General features: G+C 70.2%; 21 protein-coding genes. 12 read left to right on the top strand and 9 right to left on the bottom strand.

Annotation, left to right across the window (positions count from 1 at the left end):
* The first annotated feature begins 58 nt into the window (after nucleotides 1–58).
* The 7 genes from PYS65_RS10815 (at nucleotide 59) to PYS65_RS10785 (ending at nucleotide 9,160) form a co-directional block, all read left to right on the top strand.
* Complete coding sequence (locus tag PYS65_RS10815; protein ID WP_279333721.1) at nucleotides 59–985, top strand: proline dehydrogenase family protein; 927 nt, start codon at nucleotides 59–61, stop codon at nucleotides 983–985.
* A 54-nt stretch (nucleotides 986–1,039) separates the two neighbouring features.
* A complete protein-coding gene (gene pruA, locus PYS65_RS10810) occupies nucleotides 1,040–2,680 on the top strand; it encodes an L-glutamate gamma-semialdehyde dehydrogenase (RefSeq protein ID WP_279333720.1) in 1,641 nt (546 codons plus the stop codon).
* A 399-nt stretch (nucleotides 2,681–3,079) separates the two neighbouring features.
* Nucleotides 3,080–3,211, top strand: coding sequence for a hypothetical protein (locus PYS65_RS10805; protein ID WP_272932900.1), 132 nt, complete (start codon nucleotides 3,080–3,082; stop codon nucleotides 3,209–3,211).
* Nucleotides 3,212–3,308: 97 nt separating this feature from the next.
* Nucleotides 3,309–4,352: a 3-isopropylmalate dehydrogenase gene (locus tag PYS65_RS10800; RefSeq protein ID WP_279333719.1), complete on the top strand. Its 1,044-nt coding sequence runs from the start codon at nucleotides 3,309–3,311 to the stop codon at nucleotides 4,350–4,352.
* 249 nt (nucleotides 4,353–4,601) lie between these two features.
* Nucleotides 4,602–5,690, top strand: a complete 1,089-nt coding sequence (locus PYS65_RS10795) for a branched-chain amino acid aminotransferase (RefSeq protein ID WP_279333718.1) — start codon at nucleotides 4,602–4,604, stop codon at nucleotides 5,688–5,690.
* Nucleotides 5,691–6,109: 419 nt separating this feature from the next.
* The gene (gene cimA, locus PYS65_RS10790; protein WP_279333717.1) at nucleotides 6,110–7,714 is read left to right on the top strand and encodes a citramalate synthase; all 1,605 of its coding nucleotides are present in this window, start codon (nucleotides 6,110–6,112) and stop codon (nucleotides 7,712–7,714) included.
* 96 nt (nucleotides 7,715–7,810) lie between these two features.
* Complete coding sequence (locus tag PYS65_RS10785) at nucleotides 7,811–9,160, top strand: hypothetical protein (RefSeq protein ID WP_279333716.1); 1,350 nt, start codon at nucleotides 7,811–7,813, stop codon at nucleotides 9,158–9,160.
* A 157-nt stretch (nucleotides 9,161–9,317) separates the two neighbouring features.
* On the opposite strand, the gene PYS65_RS10780 is transcribed toward PYS65_RS10785, so the two are convergent.
* Nucleotides 9,318–9,926 carry a YceI family protein gene (locus PYS65_RS10780; RefSeq protein WP_279333715.1) on the bottom strand — a complete coding sequence of 203 codons (609 nt, stop codon included), beginning with the start codon at nucleotides 9,924–9,926 and terminating at the stop codon, nucleotides 9,318–9,320.
* Nucleotides 9,927–10,457: 531 nt separating this feature from the next.
* Between PYS65_RS10780 and PYS65_RS10775 the strand changes: the two genes are divergently transcribed.
* Together PYS65_RS10775 and PYS65_RS10770 are read left to right on the top strand one after the other, a co-directional pair.
* Entirely contained in the window at nucleotides 10,458–12,041 is a 1,584-nt protein-coding gene (locus PYS65_RS10775) for an acyl-CoA carboxylase subunit beta (protein ID WP_279333714.1), read from the top strand.
* 57 nt (nucleotides 12,042–12,098) lie between these two features.
* Nucleotides 12,099–12,293: an acyl-CoA carboxylase subunit epsilon gene (locus PYS65_RS10770; protein WP_279333713.1), complete on the top strand. Its 195-nt coding sequence runs from the start codon at nucleotides 12,099–12,101 to the stop codon at nucleotides 12,291–12,293.
* Nucleotides 12,294–12,444: 151 nt separating this feature from the next.
* On the opposite strand, the gene PYS65_RS10765 is transcribed toward PYS65_RS10770, so the two are convergent.
* The 8 genes from PYS65_RS10765 to PYS65_RS10730 form a co-directional block, all read right to left on the bottom strand.
* Nucleotides 12,445–13,026, bottom strand: coding sequence for a GTP-binding protein (locus PYS65_RS10765; protein WP_109381174.1), 582 nt, complete (start codon nucleotides 13,024–13,026; stop codon nucleotides 12,445–12,447).
* Nucleotides 13,007–13,570: a DUF742 domain-containing protein gene (locus tag PYS65_RS10760; protein ID WP_279333711.1), complete on the bottom strand. Its 564-nt coding sequence runs from the start codon at nucleotides 13,568–13,570 to the stop codon at nucleotides 13,007–13,009. The genes PYS65_RS10765 and PYS65_RS10760 overlap by 20 nt, the downstream gene beginning before the upstream one ends.
* A gap of 94 nt (nucleotides 13,571–13,664) precedes the next feature.
* Entirely contained in the window at nucleotides 13,665–14,078 is a 414-nt protein-coding gene (locus PYS65_RS10755; RefSeq protein WP_279337912.1) for a roadblock/LC7 domain-containing protein, read from the bottom strand.
* A 10-nt stretch (nucleotides 14,079–14,088) separates the two neighbouring features.
* On the bottom strand, nucleotides 14,089–17,319 hold the full coding sequence (locus PYS65_RS10750) for a sensor histidine kinase (protein WP_279333710.1): 3,231 nt from the start codon (nucleotides 17,317–17,319) through the stop codon (nucleotides 14,089–14,091).
* Between the two features lie 374 nt (nucleotides 17,320–17,693).
* Nucleotides 17,694–18,284 (bottom strand): GTP-binding protein, encoded by a 591-nt coding sequence (locus PYS65_RS10745; RefSeq protein ID WP_279333709.1) that lies wholly within the window; start codon nucleotides 18,282–18,284, stop codon nucleotides 17,694–17,696.
* Complete coding sequence (locus tag PYS65_RS10740; RefSeq protein ID WP_279333707.1) at nucleotides 18,265–18,660, bottom strand: DUF742 domain-containing protein; 396 nt, start codon at nucleotides 18,658–18,660, stop codon at nucleotides 18,265–18,267. The genes PYS65_RS10745 and PYS65_RS10740 overlap by 20 nt, the downstream gene beginning before the upstream one ends.
* A 111-nt stretch (nucleotides 18,661–18,771) precedes the next feature.
* The gene (locus PYS65_RS10735; RefSeq protein WP_086730004.1) at nucleotides 18,772–19,185 is read right to left on the bottom strand and encodes a roadblock/LC7 domain-containing protein; all 414 of its coding nucleotides are present in this window, start codon (nucleotides 19,183–19,185) and stop codon (nucleotides 18,772–18,774) included.
* Nucleotides 19,186–19,194: 9 nt separating this feature from the next.
* Nucleotides 19,195–22,986 carry a sensor histidine kinase gene (locus tag PYS65_RS10730; protein ID WP_279333706.1) on the bottom strand — a complete coding sequence of 1,264 codons (3,792 nt, stop codon included), beginning with the start codon at nucleotides 22,984–22,986 and terminating at the stop codon, nucleotides 19,195–19,197.
* Between the two features lie 609 nt (nucleotides 22,987–23,595).
* Between PYS65_RS10730 and PYS65_RS10725 the strand changes: the two genes are divergently transcribed.
* The 3 genes from PYS65_RS10725 (at nucleotide 23,596) to gltX (ending at nucleotide 26,278) form a co-directional block, all read left to right on the top strand.
* On the top strand, nucleotides 23,596–23,784 hold the full coding sequence (locus tag PYS65_RS10725; RefSeq protein ID WP_279333705.1) for a hypothetical protein: 189 nt from the start codon (nucleotides 23,596–23,598) through the stop codon (nucleotides 23,782–23,784).
* Between the two features lie 231 nt (nucleotides 23,785–24,015).
* A complete protein-coding gene (locus PYS65_RS10720) occupies nucleotides 24,016–24,801 on the top strand; it encodes a fumarylacetoacetate hydrolase family protein (RefSeq protein WP_279333704.1) in 786 nt (261 codons plus the stop codon).
* A complete protein-coding gene (gene gltX / locus PYS65_RS10715; protein ID WP_279333703.1) occupies nucleotides 24,794–26,278 on the top strand; it encodes a glutamate--tRNA ligase in 1,485 nt (494 codons plus the stop codon). The genes PYS65_RS10720 and gltX overlap by 8 nt, the downstream gene beginning before the upstream one ends.
* Nucleotides 26,279–26,288 lie beyond the last annotated feature (10 nt).

The raw sequence follows: 26,288 nt of genomic DNA, 5'->3' as shown, positions 1-26,288 counted from the left end.
TCCGTGCCGTACCCGAAACGTCGGGTGACGGCCGTTTCGCAGCTTGTGGAGGTGCCCCGTGCTGGGTCCCGTGATTCTCGCCGCGTCGCGCAGCGACCGGATGCGACGCCTGGTCTCGGCGGCCCCGGTGACCAAGCAGGTCGTCGACCGCTTCATCCCCGGTGAGACCGTCGACGAGGTCCTGCCGATCGTCCGGGAACTCACCGGCAGCGGCCTGGAACTGACCATGGACGTCGTCGGCGAGGACATCACCACCCCCGAGCAGGCCGCCGCCGCACGCGACGCGTACCTGGAGCTGATCGACCGGCTGGGGCCGCTGGCGCTCGGCACCCGCGCCGAGATGTCGGTGAAGCTGTCGATGTTCGGCCAGGCGCTCCCCGGCGGCCACGAACGGGCGCTCGCCAACGTCCGCCCGGTCGTCGAGGCCGCCGCCGCGATCGGCACCACCGTCACCCTCGACGCCGAGGACCACACCACCCTCGACTCGATGTTCGCCATCCACGAGGAGCTGCGGAAGGACTTCCCGCAGACCGGCTGCGTCATCCAGGCCTACCTCTTCCGCACCGAGGCCGACGCGCGCCGCCTCGCCGCCGACGGCAGCCGCGTACGGTTGGTGAAGGGCGCCTACAAGGAACCCGCCGAGGTCGCCCACCAGCAGAAGCACGAGATCGACAAGGCGTACGTGCGCATCCTGCGGACGCTGATGGAGGGCGAGGGGTACCCGATGATCGGGTCCCACGATCCTCGTCTGATCTCCATCACCCAGGAACTCGCCCGCACCGCCGGACGCAAGATCGGCGAGTACGAGTTCCAGATGCTCTACGGCATCCGCGGCGACGAGCACCTGCGCCTGGCCGCCGAAGGCCACCGCATGCGGGTCTACACGGCCTACGGCACCGACTGGTACGGCTACTTCATGCGCCGTCTGGCGGAGAAGCCGGCGAACCTGCGCTTCTTCCTGCGCTCGATGGTCAGCAAGGGCTGAGCCCGAGCGGCACCGCTCACCCACTCACCGCTCAAGTCAAGGAGTACGCACACAATGGACGCTGTGACCCAGGTCCCCACGCCCGTCAACGAGCCGGTGCACGGCTACGCTCCCGGCACGCCCGAGCGGGCCCGACTGGAGACCAAGCTCAAGGAGCTGGCCGACAACCCGGTCGACCTGCCCTGCACCATCGGCGGCGAGAAGCGGATGGGCGGCGGCGAGCGCTTCGACGTCGTGCAGCCGCACAACCACAAGGCGCGCCTGGGCACCTACGCCAACGCCACCCGGCAGGACGCCCAGGACGCGATCGACGCCGCCCTGGCCGCCGCCCCAGCCTGGCGCGCGATGTCCTTCGACGACCGTGCGGCGATCATCCTGCGCGCCGCCGAACTGCTCTCGGGCCCCTGGCGCGAGACCATCGCCGCCTCCACCATGCTGGGTCAGTCCAAGACCGCCCAGCAGGCCGAGATCGACAGCCCCTGCGAGCTGATCGACTTCTGGCGGTTCAACGTCCACTACGCGCGCGGCATCCTGGCCGAGCAGCCCCCGGCCAACTCGCCGGGCGTGTGGAACCGCATGGACCACCGCCCGCTGGAGGGCTTCGTCTACGCGATCACGCCGTTCAACTTCAGCGCGATCGCCGCCAACCTGCCCACCGCGCCCGCGCTGATGGGCAACGTCGTGGTCTGGAAGCCGTCCCCGACCCAGACCCACGCCGCCGTGCTGCTGATGCGGCTGCTGGAGGAGGCCGGACTGCCCAAGGGCGTCATCAACCTCGTCACCGGTGACGGCATCGAGGTCTCCGAGGTCGCGCTCGAGCACCGGGACCTGGCGGGCATCCACTTCACGGGCTCGACCAAGACCTTCCAGCACCTGTGGAAGACGGTCGGCAACAACATCGAGAAGTACCGCACCTACCCGCGGCTGGTCGGTGAGACCGGCGGCAAGGACTTCGTCGTCGCCCACCCGTCGGCCGACCGCGCGATCCTCAAGACGGCCCTGACCCGCGGTGCCTTCGAGTACCAGGGCCAGAAGTGCTCGGCGACCTCCCGCGCGTACATCCCGGCGTCCATCTGGAACTCCGGGTTCAAGGAGGAGTTCGCCGCCGAGATCGACGGCATCAAGATGGGTGACGTCACCGACCTGTCCAACTTCATCGGCGCCGTCATCGACGAGCGGGCCTTCGCCAAGAACAAGGCCGCGATCGACCGCGCCGAGGCGGACCCGTCCTGCACGATCGTCGCGGGCGGCAGCTACGACGACTCCGTCGGCTACTTCGTCCGTCCGACCGTCGTCGAGTGCGACGACCCGGACAACGAGGTCTTCCGCACCGAGTACTTCGGCCCGTTCCTCGCCGTGCACGTCTACGACGACAGCTCCGCCGAGAAGTACGACGAGATGCTGACCCAGATGGAGTCGGTGTCCGACTACGCGCTGACCGGCTCGGTCATCGCGAACGACCGCGCGGCCGCCGCGTACACGATGGAGAAGCTGCGCTACGCGGCCGGCAACTTCTACATCAACGACAAGTCGACCGGTGCCGTCGTCGGCCAGCAGCCCTTCGGCGGCGGTCGCGCCTCCGGCACCAACGACAAGGCCGGCGCCCCGCAGAACCTGATGCGCTGGACCCTGACCCGTGCCATCAAGGAGACGCTGGTCCCGCCGACCGACTACCCGTACCCGCACATGGGCTGACGCCCCCCGGCAGCGGGACCTTCGTACCCGCTGCCGCTGCCCCGTCGGACGGGCCAGGTCGCAGGGACCTGGCCCGTCCGACGTTTTCGCAGGTCGTGGCAATGTGACGCGGTCCACCGTCTCAGATAGTAGGAAGTCCGAGTAATTGTGCAGACAGATGCCCCGCGCGCCCTTATTTTTGTAGGAGCCGAACGTCTCGCTCGATCAAGCGAACGGCGGTCGTGAGCCGGGCCCCGTGCAGGCAATCCCTGCGGCCCCCGCTCCCCGCCCCTTCCGGTGACGCGTTTTCCTCACGGTATTTCCGTGGTTCCTGTGGTTCCTGTGGTTTCCATGGGTCCCATGGTTCCCGGGCTTCCCGCCGTTCCCGTCGCACCAGGCTTGTCGAAGGAGTCGATCCCCATGCCCGAGACCGCTGTCCGCCGCCGCGTCCGTCACGCCTCCCGTACGAGCGAGTCCGACCGCAAGAACGCCGCAGCCGCCCTCCAGCGGGCCCTCGACCGCCGGGACAACGGCGGGTCGACCGGCCACTGAGCCGCTCCGCGCGGTGCCGGCCGACGGTTCCCCCATGCGGGTGTCCGCATCCCGGACGGCTCGTGTCAGAGCATGGGACGAGGAGTAGGGTGCCCGCATGTCTCGCAGCATCAATCTCGCAGTGATTCCCGGTGACGGCATCGGCCAGGAGGTCGTGACCGAAGGTCTCAAGGTCCTCTCCGCCGTCCTTCCGCAGGATGTGAAGCTGGAGACCAAGGAGTTCGACTTCGGCGCGCGGCGCTACCACGCCACCGGTGAGACCCTCACCGACGCCGACCTCGACGCGCTGAAGCAGCACGACGCCATCCTGCTCGGCGCGATCGGCGACCCGAGCGTCCCCTCCGGCGTCCTGGAGCGCGGCTTCCTGCTCAAGCTCCGCTTCGCCTTCGACCACCACGTCAACCTGCGGCCGTCGAAGCTCCTGCCGGGCGTGGCCACGCCGCTCGCGGGGCAGCCGGAGATCGACTTCCTCGTCGTCCGCGAGGGCACCGAGGGCCCGTACACCGGCAACGGCGGCACCATCCGCAAGGGCACCGAGCACGAGGTCGCCACCGAGGTCTCCGTCAACACGGCCTTCGGTGTCGAGCGCGTGGTCCGTGACGCCTTCGCCCGCGCCCAGGCCCGCCCGCGCAAGAAGCTCACGCTGGTCCACAAGAACAACGTGCTGACCTTCGCCGGACACCTGTGGACGAACGTCTTCCACAAGGTGGCCGCGGAGTTCCCCGAGGTCACCACCGACTACATCCACGTCGACGCCGCGACGATCTACCTGGTCACCGACCCGGCCCGGTTCGACGTGATCGTCACCGACAACCTCTTCGGTGACATCATCACCGACCTCGCCGCGGCCGTCTCCGGCGGCATCGGCGTCGCCGCGAGCGGGAACATCAACCCGTCCGGCGCGTTCCCGTCGATGTTCGAGCCGGTGCACGGCTCGGCCCCGGACATCGCCGGCCAGGGCAAGGCGGACCCGAGCGCCACGGTTCTCTCCGTCGCCCTCCTGCTGCGCCACCTCGGCCACGAAGCCGAGGCGGCCCGCATCGAGGAGGCCGTCTCCGCCGACCTCGCGGAGCGCGGCGGGCTGCCCGCGCGCAGCACCTCCGAGATCGGCGACGCGCTCGCCGTACGCGTAGCCGGCTGACCGGGCGCGCACACTCGACACCACTCGAAGCCGCCGGTCGCAACCGCCCGGCGGCTTCCCCCTGTCCCCGCCGGGTGCCACCATCGACCACCGGGCCGCATTCACCCCGTATTCCCTCCGCCGCCGCCTCCGGGCGATAATCGAACGCGGAGCCGCGGAATGAGGGAATGCTCGGACGTCCTACCACTGGCCACGGCCGTACGGGCGTGAGCGCGGCCCGTCACTACAACCGGTGAAGGACAACCACTCATGACGACGCCCACGATCGAGCTCAAGCCTTCCGCCCACCCCCTCTCGGACGCCGAGCGGGAGGCGATCCTGGCCAATCCGGGGTTCGGCCGCCACTTCACCGACCACATGGTGACGATCAAGTGGACCGAGGGCCGCGGCTGGCACGACGGACAGCTCGTCCCGTACGCGCCGATCCCCCTCGACCCGGCGACCCACGTCCTGCACTACGCGCAGGAGATCTTCGAGGGCCTGAAGGCCTACCGCAGGCCCGACGGGTCCGTCGCCACCTTCCGCCCCGAGAAGAACGCCGAACGTTTCCAGCGCTCCGCCCGCCGCCTCGCGATGCCCGAGCTGCCGGTGGAGACGTTCATCGAGGCGTGCGACGCGCTGGTCGGCCAGGACAAGGCGTGGGTGCCGGCGCACGGCGGTGAGGAATCCCTCTACCTGCGCCCCTTCATGATCGCCACCGAGGTCGGGCTGGGCGTCAAGCCCGCCAACGAGTACCTGTTCCTGGTGATCGCCTCCCCGGCCGGCGCCTACTTCCCCGGCGGTGTGAAGCCGGTCTCCATCTGGGTCTCCGAGGACCGCGTCCGCGCCGTCCCCGGCGGGATGGGCGACGCGAAGACCGGCGGCAACTACGCCGCCTCGCTGCTCGCCCAGGCCGAGGCCGCGGCCAAGGGCTGCGACCAGGTCTGCTACCTCGACGCCGTGGAGCACACCTGGGTCGAGGAGCTCGGAGGCATGAACCTGTACTTCGTGTACGGCAACAAGATCGTCACGCCGACCCTCACTGGCTCCATCCTGGAGGGCGTCACCCGTGACTCCCTGCTGAGCGTCGCCCGCGACCTCGGCTACGAGGCCGTCGAGGAGCGGGTCTCCGTCGACCAGTGGCAGCGCGACGCCGAGAACGGCACCCTCGCCGAGGTGTTCGCCTGCGGTACCGCGGCCGTCATCACGCCCGTCGGCACCGTCAAGCGGGCCGGCGCCGAGTGGCAGCACAGCGGCGGTGAGCCCGGCGAGGTCACCATGCGCCTGCGTCAGGCCCTGCTCGACATCCAGCGCGGCACGGCCGAGGACAAGCAGGGCTGGATGCACCCCCTGGGCTGACCTCGTCCGCCCCGTCCGCCCCGTCCGCCCCGTCAGGGCCGCCCGGACCCCACGTCCGCGGCGGCCCGTCCGGCGGGGGCGGCGGGGGCGGTGAGGTCAGGGCGCTGCAGAGCGGACACCCGGCGCCCGTATCCTGAGACGGACGGTGATCGTCGGGCCGGTTTGTGCCACACTGCCCCCGTGCTCTCGTTCGCCACGATTATTGGCAGCAGGCGCGCCGGTCCGCAGTGACCGTCCGTACGACAACGTACGGGCGGACATCGTCGTCCTCGACCCGCGCGCAGACCTCTCGCACCCGCGAGAGGTTTTTCTGTTTCCTGGCCCACCAGAAGCCGGGGAGCCGGCGCGAGGGACCATGGGGGGACGGTGGAACCGGTCATTCCGGTAGACCGAGATCCAACATCAGGAGCCTTCAGACCATGACCGCAACCAGCGAGCCCGACGACTCGTTCCACGTCTTCGACACCACCCTGCGCGACGGCGCCCAGCGCGAGGGCATCAACCTCACGGTCGCCGACAAGCTGGCCATCGCACGGCACCTGGACGACTTCGGTGTGGGCTTCATCGAGGGCGGCTGGCCGGGCGCGAACCCGAGGGACACCGAGTTCTTCGCCCGCGCCCAGCAGGAGATCGAGTTCCGGCACGCCCAGTTGGTCGCCTTCGGCGCCACCCGTCGCGCCGGCACCACCGCCGCCGAGGATCCGCAGGTCAGGGCGCTGCTCGCCTCCGGCGCGCAGGTGATCACGCTGGTAGCCAAGTCCCACGACCGGCATGTCGAGCTCGCCCTGCGCACCACCCTGGACGAGAACCTGGAGATGGTCCGCGACACCGTCGCCTTCCTCAAGGCCGAGGGCCGCCGGGTGTTCGTCGACTGCGAGCACTTCTTCGACGGCTACCGCGCCAACCCCGAGTACGCCAAGTCGGTCGTCCGCGCGGCCGCACAGGCCGGTGCCGACGTCGTCGTCCTGTGCGACACCAACGGCGGCATGCTCCCCGCCCAGATCCAGGCCGTGGTCTCCACGGTGCTCGCCGACACCGGCGCCCGGCTCGGCATCCACGCCCAGGACGACACCGGGTGCGCGGTCGCCAACACCCTCGCCGCCGTCGACGCGGGCGCCACCCACGTCCAGTGCACGGCCAACGGCTACGGCGAGCGGGTCGGCAACTCCAACCTGTTCCCGGTGGTGGCGGCGCTGGAGCTCAAGTACGGCAAGAAGGTCCTGCCCGAGGGCCGGCTCCGGGAGATGACGCGCATCTCGCACGCCATCGCCGAGGTCGTCAACCTCACCCCCTCCACCCACCAGCCCTACGTGGGTGTCTCCGCCTTCGCCCACAAGGCCGGCCTGCACGCCTCCGCCATCAAGGTCGACCCGGACCTGTACCAGCACATCGACCCGGAGCGGGTCGGCAACACCATGCGGATGCTGGTGTCCGACATGGCCGGCCGCGCCTCCATCGAGCTCAAGGGCAAGGAACTCGGCATCGACCTGGGAGACGACCGCGAACTGGTCGGCCGGGTCGTGGAGCGGGTCAAGGAACGCGAGCTCAAGGGCTACACGTACGAGGCCGCCGACGCCAGCTTCGAACTGCTGCTGCGCGCGGAGGTCGAGGGCCGGCAGCTGAAGTACTTCGAGGTCGAGTCCTGGCGCGCGATCGTCGAGGACCGCCCCGACGGCACCCACGCCAACGAGGCCACGGTGAAGCTGTGGGCCGAGAACGAGCGCATCGTCGCCACGGCGGAGGGCAACGGCCCGGTCAACGCCCTGGACCGGGCCCTGCGCGTCGCCCTGGAGCGGATCTACCCGCAGCTCGCCAAGCTGGAACTGGTCGACTACAAGGTCCGCATCCTCGAGGGCAAGCACGGCACGCACTCCACCACCCGGGTCCTGATCTCCACGTCCGACGGCGCGGGGGAGTGGTCGACCCTGGGCGTCGGGGACAACGTCATCGCCGCGTCCTGGCAGGCACTGGAGGACGCGTACACCTACGGCCTGCTGCGGGCCGGGGTCGAACCGGCGGCCTGAGCGGACCGGGCCCGGCAGGGACTTCGCGCCGTCGCGGAGGAATCCCTGCCGGGCCCGGATGCCCGTTTCCGGGCCGGTTCGGGTAGCTTCGAACATATGAAGGACGCGCTGACGCGTACCCTCGTACGCCTGCTGATCGTGCCCGTGGCCGCCGCGCTGGCGGTCCTGATGGCCGGGGCGCCGGGTGCGCACGCGGCCACCGACCTCTCCACCGTGGCCCAGGCTCTGCGCGAGAGTCCCGTCTACGTCGACCCCGCGGCGAGGGACATCCTGTCCGAGGCGGACGCCGAGGCCCTCGCGAACAAGATCGAGGACGCGGACAAACCCGTCCTCGTGGCGGTCCTCCCGGCCGGCTACCCCACCGAGAACCTCTTCCGGAACCTGCGTACCGAGACCGGCGTCACCGGCCTGTACGGTATCCGGCTCGGCGACGCGTTCGACGCGCGCGCCGACAGCGGCGTGCTGAGCCGCCAGGGCGTGCAGAACCTGGTCACGGCCACGCAGGACGCGGGCGACGCCAAGGCCCAGCTGAACGACTTCGTCGACGACGCGCTGCGCAACGTCGGCGGTTCGGCGCCGAGTTCCTGGAGCGGCGGGTCCGACGGCGCCCCCGTCGGCGGGCTGATCACCGTCGGCACCCTGCTGGCCGCCGGCGGCGCGGGCGTGTACGCGGTGTCCCGGCGCAACCGGCGCCGTCATGAGGAGGAGCAGCGGGCCGCGCTGGAGAAGCTGCGGGTGGTGGTCGACGAGGACATCACCGCGTTCGGCGAGGAACTCGACCGGCTCGACTTCCGCCCCGGTGAGCCCGGCGCCGACGACGCCATGCGCGCCGACTACGGGCGCGCGCTGGACTCCTACGAGCAGTCCAAGCAACTGATGGACGCGGCCGGCAGGCCGGAGGACGTCCGCGCGGTCACCCAGGCCGTGGAGGACGGCCGCTTCGCGCTGGCACGGCTCGACGCCCGCCGTGCGGGCCGGCCGCTGCCGGAGCGCAGGCCGCCCTGCTTCTTCGACCCGCGCCACGGCCCCTCGGTCGCCGACGCCCTCTGGAGGCCCGCCGGCGGCACCGAGCGGGAGGTCCCGGTCTGTGCGGCGGACCGGGCCCGCCTGGCCGACGGCCACGAGCCGGCCGTCCGCGAGGTCGACACCGACCTGGGCCGCCGCCCCTACTGGGAGGCGGGCCCGGCCTACGGCCCCTGGGCGGGCGGCTACTTCGGCGGCGGCCTGCTGCCCGGTCTGCTGGTCGGCACGGTGCTCGGCGGCATGATGGCCGGCCCCTCCTACGCGGCCGACTACGGCTCCGGCTACGGAGACTTCGGCGGTTACACGGGCGGAGACGTCTCCGGCGCCGACTTCGACAGCGGGGACTTCGGCGGCGGCTTCGGCGGGGGAGACTTCGGCGGTGGCGGCGGCTTCGGCGGCGGGGACTTCGGCGGAGGGTTCTGAACGCCGGGCCCCGGGGAAACTCCGGACACCGGGTCCGTGCCCACGGCCGGGTTCGAGGTCAGGCCCGAGGACGCCGAGCGCCCGCCCTCCCGTACGGGGGTGACGGGGGGCGGGCGCGCTCAGGGGTGGCGGCGGTCAGGGCCGCGCCGTCGGCTGATCAGACGTTGCGGATCGCCGAGATGTCGAAGTTCAGCTTGATCTTGTCGGAGACCAGGACGCCGCCCGTCTCCAGCGCCGCGTTCCAGGTCAGGCCCCACTCGGAGCGCAGGATCTCGGCCTTGCCCTCGAAGCCGACGCGCTGGTTGCCGAACGGGTCGGTGGCGGCGCCGTTGAACTCCAGGTCGATGGTGAGCGGCTTGGTGGTGCCGAGGATCGTCAGGTCACCGGTGATGCGGTAGTCGTCCCCGCCGAGGGCCTCGGCCTTGGTGGAGCGGAACGTCATCTTCGGGAACTCTTCGATCTTGAAGAAGTCCGAGCTCTTCAGGTGACCGTCACGGTCGGCGCTGCCCGTCTCGATGCTCTCCATCACCACGTCGAGGGTGGCGGTGGAGCGGGACGGGTCGGAGCCGTCCAGGTGCAGCGTGCCGGTGAAGTCCTGGAAGCTGCCCTTGACGTTGGTGACCATCGCGTGCCGGGCGACGAAGCCGAGGGTGGTGTGCGCGGGGTCGATCGTGTAGTCACCGGTCAGGGCGGCCAGGTCCGGGTTCACGGCGGCCGGGGCGGTCGCGGTGGCGGTCTGGTTGCTCTTGCGGCTGAAGATGCCCATGGTGCGTTCCTCCTGGGGACAGGGGATCGGCTGATCCCGTTGAACGTTCAATCACTTTCAACAAGGCCTACTGTAGACACATTCCCTTTAATGTTCAACATCTTTCGGGGGTCTTCTCGAAAGTGCCCGAGACGAGTCCCCTCCGGCCCCGTCCTTCATGCCCCGTGCCCGTCCGCCCTCCCGAACCGCTACTCTCTGCGGGGCGGAACGACCCGAACGGGCGAACCCCGGGAGAACATCCGGGAACGCCCCGGAGTGCGGACGGGCAACCGCCGTCGGCCCGCCGGATCCCCGGATGCGGGGCGCCCCGGCCGCAGTCGGGCCGCACTCTCGGGGAGGTGTGCGCCATGCGGGGGCGTGAGGGGTGCCTCGGCTTCCATTTTTATGGAAACCCTACAAGCTTCAGGCCCTCCAGGCAGTCGGAACGCCTGCATGTCGCCTCGGTTCTGTTCAGTGGCACCAGGAAAACGCCCCGGAGACTGTGAGGAGTCGACGGCTCGCATTCCCGGGTGAGCTTCGTAAGGTCACTACATGACCGTTTTGGATGAGGCGCCGGGTGAGCCGGCCGACGCGCGCGGACGCGTGGCCGAACTGCACGAGATTCGCGCACAGGCGCTGGCCGGCCCGAGCGAGAAGGCCACCCAGGCGCAGCACGCCAAGGGCAAGCTGACCGCACGGGAGCGCATCGAACTGCTGCTCGACCCGGGCTCCTTCCGCGAGGTCGAGCAGCTGCGCCGGCACCGGGCGACCGGCTTCGGCCTGGAGACCAAGAAGCCCTACTCCGACGGTGTGATCACCGGCTGGGGCACGGTGGAGGACCGTACGGTCTTCGTCTACGCCCATGACTTCCGGATCTTCGGCGGTGCGCTGGGCGAGGCCCACGCCGCCAAGATCCACAAGATCATGGACATGGCCATCGCGGCGGGTGCGCCGCTGGTCTCCCTCAACGACGGCGCGGGCGCCCGGATCCAGGAGGGTGTCTCGGCGCTCGCCGGCTACGGCGGCATCTTCCAGCGCAACACCAAGGCGTCCGGTGTCATCCCGCAGATCAGCGTGATGCTCGGCCCGTGTGCGGGCGGCGCCGCCTACAGCCCCGCCCTGACGGACTTCGTGTTCATGGTCCGCGAGACCTCGCAGATGTTCATCACCGGCCCGGACGTGGTCAAGGCCGTCACCGGTGAGGAGATCACCCAGAACGGCCTGGGCGGCGCGGACGTGCACGCCGGAACCAGCGGTGTCAGTCACTTCGCCTACGACGACGAGGAGACGTGCATCGCCGAGGTGCGCTACCTCCTCTCGCTGCTCCCGCAGAACAACCGCGAGAACCCCCCGCGGGTCGAGAGCACCGACCCCGCGGAGCGCCGCGGCGAGACCCTGCTGGACCTGGTCCCGGCCGACGGCAACCGCCCGTACGACATGGCCAAGGTCATCGAGGAGATCGTCGACGACGGCGAGTACCTCGAGGTCCACGAGCGCTGGGCGCGCAACATCATCTGCGCGCTGGCCCGGATGGACGGCCAGGTCGTCGGCATCGTCGCCAACCAGCCCCAGACACTGGCGGGCGTGCTCGACATCGAGGCGTCCGAGAAGGCCGCCCGCTTCGTGCAGATGTGCGACGCCTTCAACATCCCGATCCTCACCTTCCTGGACGTCCCCGGCTTCCTCCCGGGCGTCGACCAGGAGCACGGCGGCATCATCCGCCACGGCGCGAAGCTGCTGTACGCGTACTGCAACGCCACCGTGCCGCGCATCTCGCTGATCCTGCGCAAGGCGTACGGCGGCGCGTACATCGTCATGGACAGCCAGTCCATCGGCGCCGACCTCACCTACGCCTGGCCCACCAACGAGATCGCCGTGATGGGCGCGGAGGGCGCGGCCAACGTCATCTTCCGCCGCCAGATCGCCGAGGCCGAGGACCCGGACGCCATGCGGGCGCGCATGGTCAAGGAGTACAAGTCCGAGCTGATGCACCCCTACTACGCGGCCGAACGCGGTCTGGTCGACGACGTCATCGACCCCGCCGAGACCCGCGAGGTGCTGATCCGGTCCCTGGCGATGCTCCAGAACAAGCACGCCGACCTGCCCTCCCGTAAGCACGGCAACCCGCCGCAGTAACCGGGCGGACCCATCGCGGCAACCCCGCGGACCTCTCTCCCAGGGAGACTGACACCCATGAGCACATCTGACATCCGTGTCGAGAAGGGCCACGCGGAGCCCGAGGAGGTCGCCGCCATCACGGCGATCCTCCTGGCCCGCGCGGCCACCCGCCCCACCTCCGACGCCCGGGCCCACCGCGGCCGCGCCAGGGCCGGCTGGCGCCGCCTCGAACGCGAGCCGGGTTTCCGCGCCCCGCACAGCTGGCGCTGACCTCACACGCGAAGAGGCCCCTCCTTGTGAAGGAGGGGCCTCTTTTCGTGGCACCGTCGGCACCGTCGGGGTGACACCCGCACCCGGGCACACAACAGCCCCCGGCAGCCCGATGGCCGCAGGGGGCAGTGCGCGATCCGGCGCGGAGCAGCTACCGCAGCCGCGCCATCAGCGCGTGCTCGACCAGGGTGATCAGCGCGCTCTTGGCGTCCGAACGGTGCCGGGCGTCGGTGGTGATGATCGGGGCGTCGGGCCCGATCTGCAGCGCCTCCCGCACCTCGTCCGGGTTGTACGGCTGGTTGCCGTCGAAGCCGTTCAGCGCGATGACGAACGGCAGGCCGCTGTTCTCGAAGTAGTCGACCGCGGGGAAGCAGTCGGCGAGCCTCCGCGTGTCGACGAGCACGATCGCGCCGATGGCGCCGCGGACCAGGTCGTCCCACATGAACCAGAAGCGGTCCTGGCCGGGTGTACCGAAGAGGTACAGGATCAGGTCCTGGTCCAGGGTGATACGGCCGAAGTCCATGGCCACCGTGGTGGTGGTCTTGTCCCCGGTGTGGGTCAGGTCGTCGATACCCGCGGAAGCGGACGTCATGACGGCCTCGGTGCGCAGGGGATTGATCTCCGAGACAGCGCCGACGAACGTGGTCTTGCCCACGCCGAAACCGCCCGCCACCACGATCTTCGCGGAAGTGGTGGAGCGGGAAGGACCGCCGCTAGAGCTTGCGAAGTCCACTGAGCACCCTTTCGAGCAGTGTCACGTCTGGCTGGCCGCCGGCGCTCTCGTCGCCGCCGGGCTGATGGATGGCGACCAGTCCTGCCTCCGCCAAGTCGGCGACGAGAATCCTGGCCACACCGAGAGGGATGGTCAGCAGGGCCGAGATCTCGGCCACCGACTTGATCTCCCGGCAGAGGTGGCAGATCCGCTGATGCTCGGGCAACTGGCCCTGCATCTGGTGCGGCTGCGCGGTGGTGTGCACCAGCGCCTCGATGGCGAGCTGGTACCGCGGCCTGGTGCGGCCGCCCGTCATCGCGTACGGGCGCACCAGGGGATTGTTCGACGCCCCGGCGGGCGTCGGCTCGGGGGCACGGCGCTGCGGCTGCACGGGCTGGGTGCGCGGCTGGTCGTACGGCGAAGGGCCGGGGCCCTGCGGCGCGTACGGCTGCCGGTGGTCCGGTGGGGAGGAGTAGCCGTATCGGTTCTGGGAACCGTCGTTGTGACCCTGCGCAGGGTCGTACGACCAGTTGCCCGAAGACGATCCGCCCGGTGGTGTTACCACTTTCTCCTCCTCCGACTGTGCCTGGCACCCATCGCGTGGTAGCCGCGTCCCGAAACCTTACGGCCACGGGACGCCGAACCGCACCGTCCGTTCGTCAGTTGAGCAGGCTCCCTTGGAGTTCCGCACGAAGGTCCGGAGTCAGGACCGTACCGGCTCGGTCGACCAGAAGGGCCATCTCGTAGCCGATGAGACCGATGTCCGCATCGGGATGTGCGAGAACCGCGAGGGAGGAACCGTCGGAGATGGACATGAGGAACAGGAATCCCCGCTCCATCTCCACAACCGTCTGGTTCACGCTGCCACCCTCGAAGATCCGGGAAGCGCCTGCCGTCAGCGACGTCAGACCGGAGGCCACGGCCGCGAGCTGGTCCGCGCGGTCGCGGGGGAATCCGTCGGACATCGCCAGAAGGAGTCCGTCGGCGGAGACCACCACCGTGTGGGACACCCCCGGGGTGTTGTCCACGAAGTTGGTGATCAACCAGTTCAGGTTCTGCGCCGCCTGGCTCATCGGGCTCACACTAACGCTCCTGGTTGTAGGTGCTGTCAGGCCCACTGCGGTGATTACCGGTGGCCTGGCCGTTCGATTCACTGCCTGCGTTGCGGCCTTGCTGGACGCCGCGCCGCAGGTTGCTCAGCCTGCCCCGGATGTCCTCCGGGGCGCGGGAGACCTGAGGGCCTCCCTGAGGGGTGGTCTCGGCGACGCCCTCGACCAGGTTGGCCTTGGGTACCCGCCGCGGCAGACCGGATGAGGTCACCCCGCCCGCCTTGGGCTTCCGCAGCGAGGACGCCTGCTGCCAGCGCTCGTCGTTCGCCGAACGCCAGTTGTCGCCGTCGCCCTGCGGAGCCGGAGCCGGCGCCGCAGCGGAAGAGGGTGCCGGGACCGTCGGTTCCTGGTTCGCCCGCCGCGCTCCACCGGTGTCGCTCGGGGTGGACCCGCGCCGCGGAAGTCCGGCGTCGGTGAGTGCGTGGGAGGCGGTGGGGGCCGGTCCCGGACGGTCGAAGCCTACGCTGTCCTGCGCGCTCGCGTCAGCGGTCGGGGCGGGCTCCGGCTCCGGGGCGGTCGCGGGGTACTGCGCCGGGTAGCCGTTCTGGTAACCGCCCTGCTGAGGCCAGTCGTCCTGGGCCGGCTGGGCGTAGGAGGGGTCCGGGTAGCCGCCGTTCGACGAGAAGCCGTCCCCCTGCGGCAGCCCGCCGTTCGGCTGGTAGTACGACTCGTCGTACGCCGGCTGCTGCTGTCCCTCGTACGCGGACTGCTGTCCGTCGCCGTACGCCTGCTGGTCGTATCCGGCGGGCTGCGTCTGGTCCGGGTAACCGGCCGGACCGCCGTCGAAGCCCTGGCCGTTGTCGTAGCCCTGCGGGGCGGCGAACTCGTCGGCGCCGGGCTGCTGCTCCGGGCCGGACAGCGCGGGCTGCGGGCTCTGCGGGTCCAGGGCCGCCCGCCGCTCCTCGCGCATCCGGGTACGGCCGATCGGGTTCAGGCCGCGGATGTCGTCCGGGACCTCGTAACGGCTGTCGTCGAAGCCGAGTTCCGCAGCGGTGCGCATCGGCTGCTGCTGCTGTTGGCTGAAGTCCTCGCCCGGGTAGTCCTGCTCCGGGATGATCTGGGAGACGGTGAACTCGTCGGGGCCGGCCTGTACCTCGCCACCACCACCGTGGGTGATCGCGTCCGGCAGCATGACCAGCGAGGTCGTACCGGCCTGCTCGCCCGAGGGGCGCAGCTGGACGCGGATGCCGTGCCGGTCGGACAGCCGGCCGACCACGAACAGACCCATGCGCTGCGAGATCGCGGCGTCCACGGTCGGCGGGTTGGCCAGCTTGTGGTTGATGTCCGCGAAGTCCTCGGCGGTCAGGCCGATGCCCTTGTCGTGGATCTCGATCATCACGCGGCCGTCGGGGAGACGGGTCGCGGTGACACGGACCTTGGTCTGCGGGGAGGAGAACGTGGTGGCGTTCTCCAGGAGCTCGGCCAGCAGGTGCACGAGGTCGGTCACCGCACGGCCGTGGATCTCGGCCTCGGGGACACCGGACAGCTCGACACGCTCGTACTGCTCCACCTCGGAGGAGGCGGCGCGGATCACGTCGACCAGCGGCACCGGCTGGTCCCAGCGGCGGCCGGGCTCCTCGCCGGCGAGGACGAGGAGGTTCTCGCCGTTACGGCGCATACGGGTGGCCAGGTGGTCCAGCTTGAAGAGGTTCTCCAGCTGGTCCGGGTCGGCCTCGTTGTTCTCCAGGCCGGTGAGCAGGGTCAGCTGACCCTCGATCAGCGACTGGTTGCGGCGCGAGAGGTTGGTGAAGATCGCGTTGATGTTGCCCCGCAGCAGTGCCTGCTCGGAGGCGAGCCGGACGGCCTCGCGGTGGACCTGGTCGAAGGCGCGGGCGACCTCGCCGATCTCGTCCGTCGAGGTGATCGGGATCGGGGTGACCCGGGTGTCGACCCGGCCGGGGTCGGTACGGGAGAGCTGGTCGACCAGCGTCGGCAGCCGCTGCTCGGCGATACCGAAGGCGGCGTGGCGCAGCTTGCGCATGGAGCGGCTCATCTGGCGGGCCACCATGCCGGCCAGGATGAACGCGGCGAGCAGGGCGAGCACGACGGCGCTGCCGGTGACGAAGGCGTCGCGCTGCGCGTCGCCGGCGATGGTGGCGGCCTCCTCCACCGCGCTGTCGGCGAGGTCCGACTCGATCTGGCGGTAGCCGTCGAACTTGAGGGTGTTGACCGCCCACCAGTTCTCGGGGGTGACGCCGCGGCCGGCTATCTCGGCGCGGGCGGCCGGATCGGTGGAGCCGAGACGTGCGACCTCGGAGACCATCGTGCGCGGGTCGGAGGGCGGCGGGACGTAGTCCGGATCCTGGGACGCCGCCTCCTTGGCCTGCTCCGCCCCGTCGGCCTTGATCTCCTGCTCGAGCTGGTCCAGCTTGGCCGCGTCGGCCGCGGTGCCACCGCCGATGTACTCCTGGACGGCGATGCCCTCGAGGTAGGCGTAGGAGGAGAGCGCGACGCGCTGGCTGGCGAGCTGACTGTCGGTGGGACCGGGCTTCACCAGCAGGTGCGTGCCGATGGACCGCTGCAGCGACACCGCCGCCTTGGTCAGCGAGATCGCGTAGACCGTACGGCCGTAGCTGGTGATGTTGCCGGTGCCCAGACCGAGCTCGTTGGCGAACTGCATCAGAGGGTTGGCGACCTCGACGTAGCCCTCTTCGGTCTCCACACCCTTGAGCTTGGAGGTGTACGCGGCGGTGCGCAGCGCCGTGAGCTTGGGCTCGGCCTCGCGCAGCACCTCCAGCCGACGCTGCAGGCCCGGCTTGGCCGGCACGTTCTGCGCGGCCGCGTCGAACGCGTCGGCCGCCTCGTCCGTGGCGGCACGGGCCTTGACGACGGTCGGGTCGTCCTCGCCCTTGCCCTGCAGCAGCGGGGCCGCGGTGAGGTCCCGCTCCAGATAGAGGGCGTTGGCGTAAGTGAGGGAGGCCTGCACCAGACGCGCGGTGTTCTCCGCGTCCTCGGCCTCCTGCCAGGTGTCGATCGAGCCCTTCACCTGGAAGCCGCCCATGACCAGGCCGACCATCACGGGCACGAGCAGGATCGCGTTCAGCCTGGTCGCCACCCGCCAGTTGCGCGGGGAGAAGCGCCCGCCGCTCGGAGCGGGCGGGGCCGTCGGTTCCGCGTCGTGCCCGGGGGTGGGCGCCGCTGCGCGCGGCGGCGGGGTGAAGTTGCCCCGGGCCGATGGCTCGGGACTGTTCGTGCTTCGCCTCACTCGACCAACAACCTCTCGGCGGTCGGCACCAACGCTGTGCCGCGGTTTCTCAGAGCCCGGCATGCCAACGACTACTGAGCGCGTCTTTGACCAATGGGCAGTTCAGGCATTCCAGCATGCCGAGCAGTGCTCTTCCAAACAGCGGACGGGGAGGTTCCGGCGTGATGTAAGCCGCAGATAAAAGGGGCAAAAGGAGTGAGCCCCGCCAAAAGGCGTGGCCTTTGTGCGCATAGGGGAACGGTCCGAACGCGTCGCGTGTCGGCATGGCTCGATTCCTCTGCCGAAACGTTATGAACGCCGAGGCCGGCCGTGTCCAAGGACACAGCCGGCGTCGGCATATCTACAGCAACTGCCGTATGCAGCTACGACATTGACTACCGGAGCCGCGCCATCAGCGCGTGCTCGACCAGGGTGATCAGCGCGCTCTTGGCGTCCGAACGGTGCCGGGCGTCGGTGGTGATGATCGGGGTGTCGGGTCCGATCTGCAGCGCTTCGCGCACTTCCTCCGGCTGGTACGGCTGCTGTCCTTCGAAGCCGTTGAGGGCGACCACGAACGGCAGGCCGCTGTTCTCGAAGTAGTCGACCGCGGGGAAGCAGTCGGCGAGCCTCCGCGTGTCGACGAGCACGATCGCGCCGATGGCGCCGCGGACCAGGTCGTCCCACATGAACCAGAAGCGGTCCTGGCCGGGTGTACCGAAGAGGTACAGGATCAGGTCCTGGTCCAGGGTGATACGGCCGAAGTCCATGGCCACCGTGGTGGTGGTCTTGCCCCCGGTGTGGGTCAGGTCGTCGATACCCGCCGAAGCGGACGTCATGACGGCCTCGGTGCGCAGGGGATTGATCTCCGAGACAGCGCCGACGAACGTGGTCTTGCCCACGCCGAAGCCGCCCGCCACCACGATCTTCGCGGAGGTGGTGGCGCGGCTTTCGGAGACCGCCTCGCCGCTAGAGGTTGCGAAGTCCACTGAGCACCCTTTCGAGCAGTGTCACGTCCGGTGCGCCGGTGGTCTCGTCGCCGCCCGGCTGGTGAACGGCGACGAGACCCGCCTCGGCGAGGTCCGCCACCAAAATCCGGGCCACGCCCAGCGGCATGTTCAAAAGCGCCGACACCTCGGCGACCGACTTCACCTCACGGCACAGATGGCAGATGCGCTGGTGCTCCGGGAGGAGCCCCATGAGCGCTGCCGGGTCGGCCGTCGTACTGATCAGTGCCTCGATGGCCAGCTGATAGCGGGGCCGGGTCCGGCCACCGGTCATCGCATACGGACGTACCAGTGGCTGGTCGCCCTCGTCCTCGTACGGCTCCGCGTACGGATCATGAGAGGCGGTGGGCGGGGTCATGGGTCCTCCGGACGGGACAGCAAGTCGGTCAGTCAAGCCGTCTGACAGGGCCGGTGGGGGGATTGTGGCGGCCGGACGGTGATTTGGTGAGACGGGTGGTGCCGGGGCCGGTCAGTGGAGCAGACTTCCCTGTAGTTCGGCGCGCAGATCCGGGGTGAGGACCGCTCCCGCACGGTCGACCAGGAGTGCCATCTCGTAGCCGACGAGGCCGATGTCGCACTCGGGGTGCGCGAGGACGGCCAGCGAGGAGCCGTCCGAGACGGACATGAGGAAGAGGAAACCCCGCTCCATCTCGACGACCGTCTGTGCGACCTTGCCGCCTTCGAAGATGCGGGAGGCGCCGGCCGTCAGGGAGGTCAGTCCCGAGGCCACGGCCGCGAGCTGGTCCGCGCGGTCGCGCGGGAAGCCCTCGGACATCGCCAGAAGGAGACCGTCGGCGGACACGACGACGGTGTGGGACACCCCGGGGGTGTTGTCCACGAAGTTGGTGATCAACCAGTTGAGGTTCTGTGCCGCCTGGCTCATCGGGCTCAACTAACGCTCCTGCTGGTGAGTGGGTCGAGGGAAGCTGCCGGTCTGGTTGGACCCGGCCTGACGACCCTGTGCGATACCCCGACGGAGATTGGTCAGCCGTCCACGCACGTCGTCGGGCGCACGTGAGACCTGCGGGCCACTCTGGTGGGTCTGCTCCTGTGCCGTGCCCGGGACGAGGTTCGCCTTGGGCACCCGGCGCGGAAGGCCGGAAGTGGTGACGCCGCCCGCGGCCGGCTGCCGGACGCGTTCGGCCTGCCGGACCAGCTCGTCGTTGGGTGAGCTGCGCCAGGTGGAGGTGACGGCCCGCTGCGGGCCGGTGGGCCCCTGCGGCTGCTGAGGTTGCTGCTGCGGCTGCTGCTGAGATTGCGGCTGCTGCTGTTGCTGCTGGGCAGGAGCCGGGGGATTGCCCTGCTCCTGTTCCCGGGCACCGTGGAACCAGTTGGTCTCCAGGGTGTCGTAGAGGGGGGTGCGCCCGTCACCGGGGCCGGACGCCGGCGGCAGTGCCCAGGCGTCGCTCGGCGCGCGGCCGTCACCGGGCCGCTGCGGCGCCGCGGGGCGCTGGGCACCGAAGTCGGCGCCCGCCCTTCCCTGCGGTCCGTTCGGCTGCGGACGCTCGAACTGGCCGGTGGAGGCCGGGTCCGCGAGGTTCGGGCGCTCCGGGAGGGCGTGCCGTGCGGGAGCGCCGCCGTTCCGCTCCGGAGCCGGGTACCGGCCGGCGGAGCCGTTGTCGTAGCCCTGCGGGGCGGCGAACTGGCCGGTGCCGGACGGGTTCTGTCCGTTGTACTGGTCCGAGGGCGTGCCGTAGACGTCGCCGCGGGCGAACTGGGCGTTGTTCGCGTCGGGCCGGGCGTACTGGCCGGTGTTCTGCGGAGCGCCGGCACCGGGGGTGCCGTAGGCGGCGGGTGAGCCGGGGTTCTGCCGGTCGTCGAAGCGGGGCATCTCGGCCGTCGCGTCGGGAGCCTGGTGGTTGTCGAACCGCGGCATGGGGCTGGTGCGGGAGACGTCCGGCTCCTCGTGGCCGCGCGGAGCGTCCAGCGGGGCACGGGGCACCGGCGGCTGGGCGTTCTCGTCGCTCCAGCTGGGCACCCGCGGCTGCTGCTGGTCGCCACCGGGCAGCTCGGCGCGCGGACCACCGCGCGGCGGCAGCTGGGGACGACGGCCGCGCTCGGCGTTGCCGTTGCCCCGCTGCGGCGGCACGGAACCCCGGCCGCCGAACAGGTCCTGGCCCTGCGCTCCGCCCTGGCCCGAGGACTGCAGCCCCTGCGGGGCGCCCGGAGCCTGACCGCCGTAGCCGGCACCCGCGCCCGCGGGGGCCGGACGGCCCTGGCCCTGCGCGGAGGGAGGACCGCCCTGCTCGAACAGCGACGGTGCCGAAGACCTGCCCGGCTGGCCCTGCGGACCACGTGCCCCGCCCGGGGCACCCGGCCGGCCCTGCCCGTCCCGCCCGGGCAGCGCGGCCCGCGGACCCTGGCCGGCGGCGAGCCTGCCACCACCGGGAGCACCGCCACCGAGGGCACCGCCACCGGACTGACCGCCCTCGGCGGACCGGCGGGCCGCCGAGGCACCGGCCGCGGCCTGCGCGGCGGCGGGGCCGCCGACACCCGGCTGACCGGGCTGGCCCTGGGGCTTCTTGTTGCCCTGGGCGACATCGACGGGCAGCATGACCAGCGCGGTCGTACCACCGGAGTCGGACGGGCGCAGCTGGATGCGGATGCCGTGCCGCTGCGACAGCCGGCCGACCACGAACAGACCCATGCGGCGGGAGACGGAGACGTCCACGGTGGGCGGCGAGGCGAGCCGCTCGTTGATCGCCGCCAGGTCCTCCGGCGACAGACCGATACCGGTGTCGTGGATCTCGATCAGCACGCGGCCGTCGGGCAGCGCGTGACCGGTGACCTTGACCTTGGTCTGCGGGGAGGAGAACGAGGTCGCGTTCTCCAGCAGCTCGGCGAGCAGGTGCACGAGGTCGTTGACGACGCGGCCGGCGACCTGGGTGGTCGGCACGGCGGTCAGCTCGATGCGCTCGTACTGCTCCACCTCGGACGCGGCGGCACGGAGCACGTCGACCAGCGGGACCGGGCGGGTCCACCGCCGGCCGGGCTCCTCACCCGCGAGGACGAGGAGGTTCTCACCGTTACGGCGCATGCGGGTGGCGAGGTGGTCCAGCTTGAACAGCGAGGACAGCTGGTCCGGGTCGGCCTCGCGGGACTCCAGTTCGGAGATCAACGACAGCTGGCGCTGGATCAGACCCTGGGAGCGGCGCGAGAGGTTGGTGAACATCGCGTTGACGTTGCCCCGCAGCAGGGCCTGCTCGGCGGCGAGACGGACCGCCTCGCGGTGCACGTCGTCGAAGGCCGCGGCCACCCGGCCGATCTCGTCCCGGGAGTGCACACCGACCGACTCCACGGACGTGTCGACGTCCTGCGGGTCGGACTCGGACAGCTGCTTGACCAGCTCGGGCAGGCGTTCCTGGGCGACCTTGGTCGCGGTGTCCTCGAGCCGGCGCAGCGAGCGGATCATGGAGCGGGCCACGACGAAGGCGCCGACCAGCGACACACCGAGCACGAGCAGGATCAGCGCACCGGAGATGATCGCGTCGCGCTCGGTGGCGCTGCGCAGCTCACGGGCCTTCTGTTCCATCTCCTCGAGCAGCCGGAGCTCGACGTTCTTCATCTGCTGGATCTTGGTGGAGCTGTCGTCCAGCCAGTCCCGGTAGGACCGCTTGGCCATCGACTCCAGGCCGTCGTCCGACACCAGGGCACGGCTCGCGTACTTGTCGGCGGCCTTGATGATGGCGTTGCCGTCCTCGATGGGCAGCAGCAGCTCGGTGGCCTTGTCCTCGCCGTAGATGCTCCGGAAGCTGCGCAGCTCGGACTTCTGGCTCTCCAGCGCCGACTCGGCGTAGAGCCGGTCGTTCTCGGAGAGGTTGCCGTAGGTGCTGTTGCCGGCGGGCAGCGCCGCCGCGAGGACCGCGCGCTGGATCGATGCGTACTCCTTGGCGGCGGAGAAGGAGGCCAGGGCGCGGGTGCGCTGGATCATCTCGGGGTTGCTGGTCGCCTCGGCCATGTCCTGGGAGAGGTCGATCAGGTTCTCGATCAGACGGTGGTAGCCCTCGACGGTCTGGGTGGAGTTGTCCTTCGAGACATAGGCCGTGTTGCGGATCTTCTCGAGGTCACCCAGGTCGCCGGCGAGCTGGACCAGGTTGTCGCGGATGCCCTTGAGGTCGCCGTCCTGGCTCGCGCTGTTGATCTCCTCGGAGCTGTCGAGGAAGTTCTTCCGGGCGCGGTCGGTCTTCTCGCGGTGACCCTTGACTCCGAAGTCGGTGGCCTTGCCGCCGTGCGCCAGCGGGCCGGCCGACTGGTCGCGCTCCTCCTGGAGCGCGGCGGCGAGCTCGGTGGCCTCCTGGGTGATGTCCGTCAGCAGCTTCATGTTGTCGAGCTGCTGGATGTCGTCCATCGACTGGCTGATACGCAGACCGCCCAGCGAGGTGGCCGCGACCACCGGGAGCGCGAGCAGCGACACCAGGCGGGTGGAGATACGCCAGTTGCGCAGCGCCATGCGCGATCCCGGGCCGTCGGGACCCTTCGGGGGCTTCGGCGGAACGGGGGGCGTGTCCGCCGTTCCCGCGGGTGCGGCTCCGGGGCGGCCGGGTCGTTCGCCGCCGTCACCGTTCGCGGCCGGGTTCTGGTTCTGGGCGTGCTGGGGCGAGGAGCCGACGGCCCGGGGGCCAGTCCCGCCGTGCTGCTCCGGCTCGGCCGAAGCGCTGCCATCCCTCTTGAAACGTCCCTGCACTAGCGTCGCAACCTCTGGACCAGGCGCCCCTCCGCGCGAACGGCGGGACACGGTGTCGGCGTCATAGGGGCGCCCTGAATACGCCCCCGTGGTGGTCGTGAGTGACCGGCGTGGGTTCCCCCTTGCTCACCGCCACGATGGCGCGTTTGTGCGCCCCCTGTGCGCCGGATCGATAACTGCGGCGGTCCGGGGAATTCCAGCACAGTGCGGGATGCCCCAACAAGGCCCACGGGTCATGCCGTGACTTACATGACGGCGAGTGAGTGCGGGGTCACCCGGCGTAGAAAGTGATCTCACGCAAAGGGGGCGAATGGGTCTGATTCGAGGGGGCTCGAGGGGTGTCCCAGTCGCGATGATCAGGAGCGGAATGATCCATTCAGGTGCGCAATGTCCGTTTCGGCGGGTTGGCGCGCCGGTCCGGTTTACCCTGTTTGACTGTCGGTTCGTGAGCAAACTCACACGGTGATCGTGGCTCCTCGCCGAGGTCCGCGGGGAATCAGATGTTTAGCCTGACGCTTTACAGGGATGGCGAAACAGACAACCCGCGTCCGACGGACGGTCCCCGGACCCCGTCGGACGCCCCATGAACAGGACAGGTTCGAGCAAACAGTGAAGACGACGATGATGTTCCACAAGATCGCCAACCCGCGACGCACGACGCTGGCGCACCTCGACGGCGCTGCCGAACTGCAGACGCCGGTCCAACAGGAGCACACCGTCGAACTCCCGGCCCAGACTGCCAACCCCAGGCGCACCGTCCTCATGGAGATCCCGGTCGCGGCCGCCGCCGCGAACTAGCACCCTCCCCAGTCTCTTTCCCGGTACCAGTACGGACCAGTACGCGCGCCGGCCCCGAAACGCTCAAGGCGCACGGGCCCGGCCGGTCCTGTGCCGGTCCCGCGCTCACCGGCGGCGCCCCCTCTTCCAGGGGGCGCCGCCGGTCGTGCGCGAGGCGTGCGTGCCCTGCCGCGCTAGCCTGGAGCGTCAGACTCCAGCCAGTTCAGTCAAGGTCAAGGGGCCAAGAATCCCGTGCGCATCGCCAGATTCTCCATCGACGGGAACGTCGCCTTCGGCGCGGTCGAGGGCGACCAGCAGGACGAGCTCGTCCTGGACATCATCAAGGGCATCCCGTTCACGGACTTCGAACTCTCCGGCACCAAGGTCCCGGTGAACAAGGTCAGGCTGCTGCCCCCGGTGCTCCCCAACAAGGTGGTGGCCTTCGGCCGCAACTACGCCGAACACGCGAGGGAGACGGGCAACGAGGTGCCCGACGCCCCGTTCGCCTTCTTCAAGCCCGCCACCTCGGTGATCGGCCCCGGCGACGACATCCAGTACCCCTCCTTCTCCCAGGAGGTGCACCACGAGGCCGAACTGGCCGTGGTGATCGGCAGGATGTGCCGTGAGGTCCCGCGCGACCGGGTCAAGGACGTGATCTTCGGCTACACCTGCGCCAACGACGTCACCGCCCGCGACGTCCAGCGGCGGGAGACGCAGTGGGCGCGGGCCAAGGGCTTCGACACCTCCTGCCCGCTCGGCCCCTGGGTGGAGACGGACCTGGACCTCGCCGCCGCCGGCGACCTCACCGTCCAGCTCACGGTCAACGGCGAGCAGCGCCAACTCGGCCGTACCAGCGAGATGATCCACTCCATCGAGGACCTGATCGTCAACATCTCCGAGGCGATGACGCTGCTCCCGGGCGACGTGATCCTCACGGGCACCCCGGCCGGCGTCGGCCCCCTCACCGTCGGCGACGAGGTCGCCGTCACCATCGAAGGCATCGGCACTCTCACCAACAAGGTTGTCAAGCGTGGCTAGCGCACCCGGATCCCCCGTACGCGTCCGTTTCTGTCCCTCTCCGACCGGCAACCCCCACGTGGGCCTGGTCCGCACCGCCCTGTTCAACTGGGCGTTCGCCAAGCACCACCAGGGCACGTTGGTCTTCCGCATCGAGGACACCGACGCGGCCCGCGACTCCGAGGAGTCCTACGCCCAGCTGCTCGACTCGATGCGCTGGCTCGGCTTCGACTGGGACGAGGGCCCCGAGATCGGCGGCCCGCACGCGCCGTACCGCCAGTCGCAGCGCATGGACATCTACAAGGACGTCGCCGCCCAGCTCCTCGAGGCCGGCCACGCCTACCGCTGCTACTGCTCCCAGGAGGAGCTGGACACCCGCCGCGAGGCCGCCCGCGCCGCCGGCAAGCCCTCCGGCTACGACGGCCACTGCCGCGACCTCACCGACGCGCAGGTCGAGGAGTACACGGCCCAGGGCCGCGAGCCGATCGTCCGCTTCCGCATGCCCGACGAGACGATCACCTTCACCGACCTGGTCCGCGGCGAGCTGACCTTCACCCCGGAGAACGTCCCGGACTACGGCATCGTCCGCGCCAACGGCGCCCCGCTGTACACGCTGGTCAACCCGGTCGACGACGCCCTGATGGAGATCACCCACGTCCTGCGCGGCGAGGACCTGCTCTCCTCCACCCCGCGCCAGATCGCCCTGTACAAGGCGCTGACCGAACTCGGCATCGCGAAGCAGACCCCGGCCTTCGGCCATCTGCCCTACGTGATGGGCGAGGGCAACAAGAAGCTCTCCAAGCGCGACCCCCAGGCCTCGCTCAACCTCTACCGCGAGCGCGGCTTCCTCCCCGAGGGACTGCTCAACTACCTCTCCCTGCTGGGCTGGTCGCTCTCCGCGGACCAGGACATCTTCACGATGGAGGAGATGGTCGCCGCCTTCGACGTCGCCGACGTGCAGCCGAACCCGGCCCGCTTCGACCTGAAGAAGTGCGAGGCGATCAACGCCGACCACATCCGCCTGCTGGAGGTGAAGGACTTCACCGAGCGCTGCCGCCCCTGGCTGAAGGCGCCCGTCGCCCCCTGGGCCCCGGAGGCCTTCGACGAGGCCAAGTGGCAGGCCATCGCCCCGCACGCGCAGACCCGCCTGAAGGTGCTCTCCGAGATCACCGACAACGTCGATTTCTTGTTCCTCCCGGAGCCGGTCTTCGACGAGGCGAGCTGGAACAAGGCGATGAAGGAGGGCAGTGACGCCCTGCTGCGCACCGCCCGCGAGAAGCTGGACGCGGCCGACTGGACCTCCCCCGAGTCCCTGAAGGAGGCCGTCCTGGCCGCCGGCGAGGCCCACGGCCTCAAGCTCGGCAAGGCCCAGGCCCCGGTCCGCGTCGCCGTCACCGGCCGCACGGTCGGCCTGCCCCTCTTCGAGTCCCTCGAGGTCCTGGGCAAGGACCGGACCCTGACCCGCATCGACGCGGCCCTGGCGAAGCTCGCCGGGTGACCCGGTCCGA

Source organism: Streptomyces cathayae, assembly GCF_029760955.1.
Taxonomy (GTDB): Bacteria; Actinomycetota; Actinomycetes; order Streptomycetales; family Streptomycetaceae; genus Streptomyces; species Streptomyces cathayae.
This window is presented reverse-complemented; position numbering and strand designations above follow the sequence as displayed.

Coding starts and splice junctions, on each gene's coding strand:
- pruA (WP_279333720.1), top strand. CDS start 1,040: ATGGACGCTGTGACCCAGGTCCCCACGCCCGTCAACGAGCCGGTGCAC.
- PYS65_RS10805 (WP_272932900.1), top strand. CDS start 3,080: ATGCCCGAGACCGCTGTCCGCCGCCGCGTCCGTCACGCCTCCCGTACG.
- PYS65_RS10800 (WP_279333719.1), top strand. CDS start 3,309: ATGTCTCGCAGCATCAATCTCGCAGTGATTCCCGGTGACGGCATCGGC.
- PYS65_RS10795 (WP_279333718.1), top strand. CDS start 4,602: ATGACGACGCCCACGATCGAGCTCAAGCCTTCCGCCCACCCCCTCTCG.
- cimA (WP_279333717.1), top strand. CDS start 6,110: ATGACCGCAACCAGCGAGCCCGACGACTCGTTCCACGTCTTCGACACC.
- PYS65_RS10785 (WP_279333716.1), top strand. CDS start 7,811: ATGAAGGACGCGCTGACGCGTACCCTCGTACGCCTGCTGATCGTGCCC.
- PYS65_RS10780 (WP_279333715.1), bottom strand. CDS start 9,926: ATGGGCATCTTCAGCCGCAAGAGCAACCAGACCGCCACCGCGACCGCC.
- PYS65_RS10775 (WP_279333714.1), top strand. CDS start 10,458: ATGACCGTTTTGGATGAGGCGCCGGGTGAGCCGGCCGACGCGCGCGGA.
- PYS65_RS10770 (WP_279333713.1), top strand. CDS start 12,099: ATGAGCACATCTGACATCCGTGTCGAGAAGGGCCACGCGGAGCCCGAG.
- PYS65_RS10755 (WP_279337912.1), bottom strand. CDS start 14,078: ATGAGCCAGGCGGCGCAGAACCTGAACTGGTTGATCACCAACTTCGTG.
- PYS65_RS10740 (WP_279333707.1), bottom strand. CDS start 18,660: ATGACCCCGCCCACCGCCTCTCATGATCCGTACGCGGAGCCGTACGAG.
- PYS65_RS10735 (WP_086730004.1), bottom strand. CDS start 19,185: ATGAGCCAGGCGGCACAGAACCTCAACTGGTTGATCACCAACTTCGTG.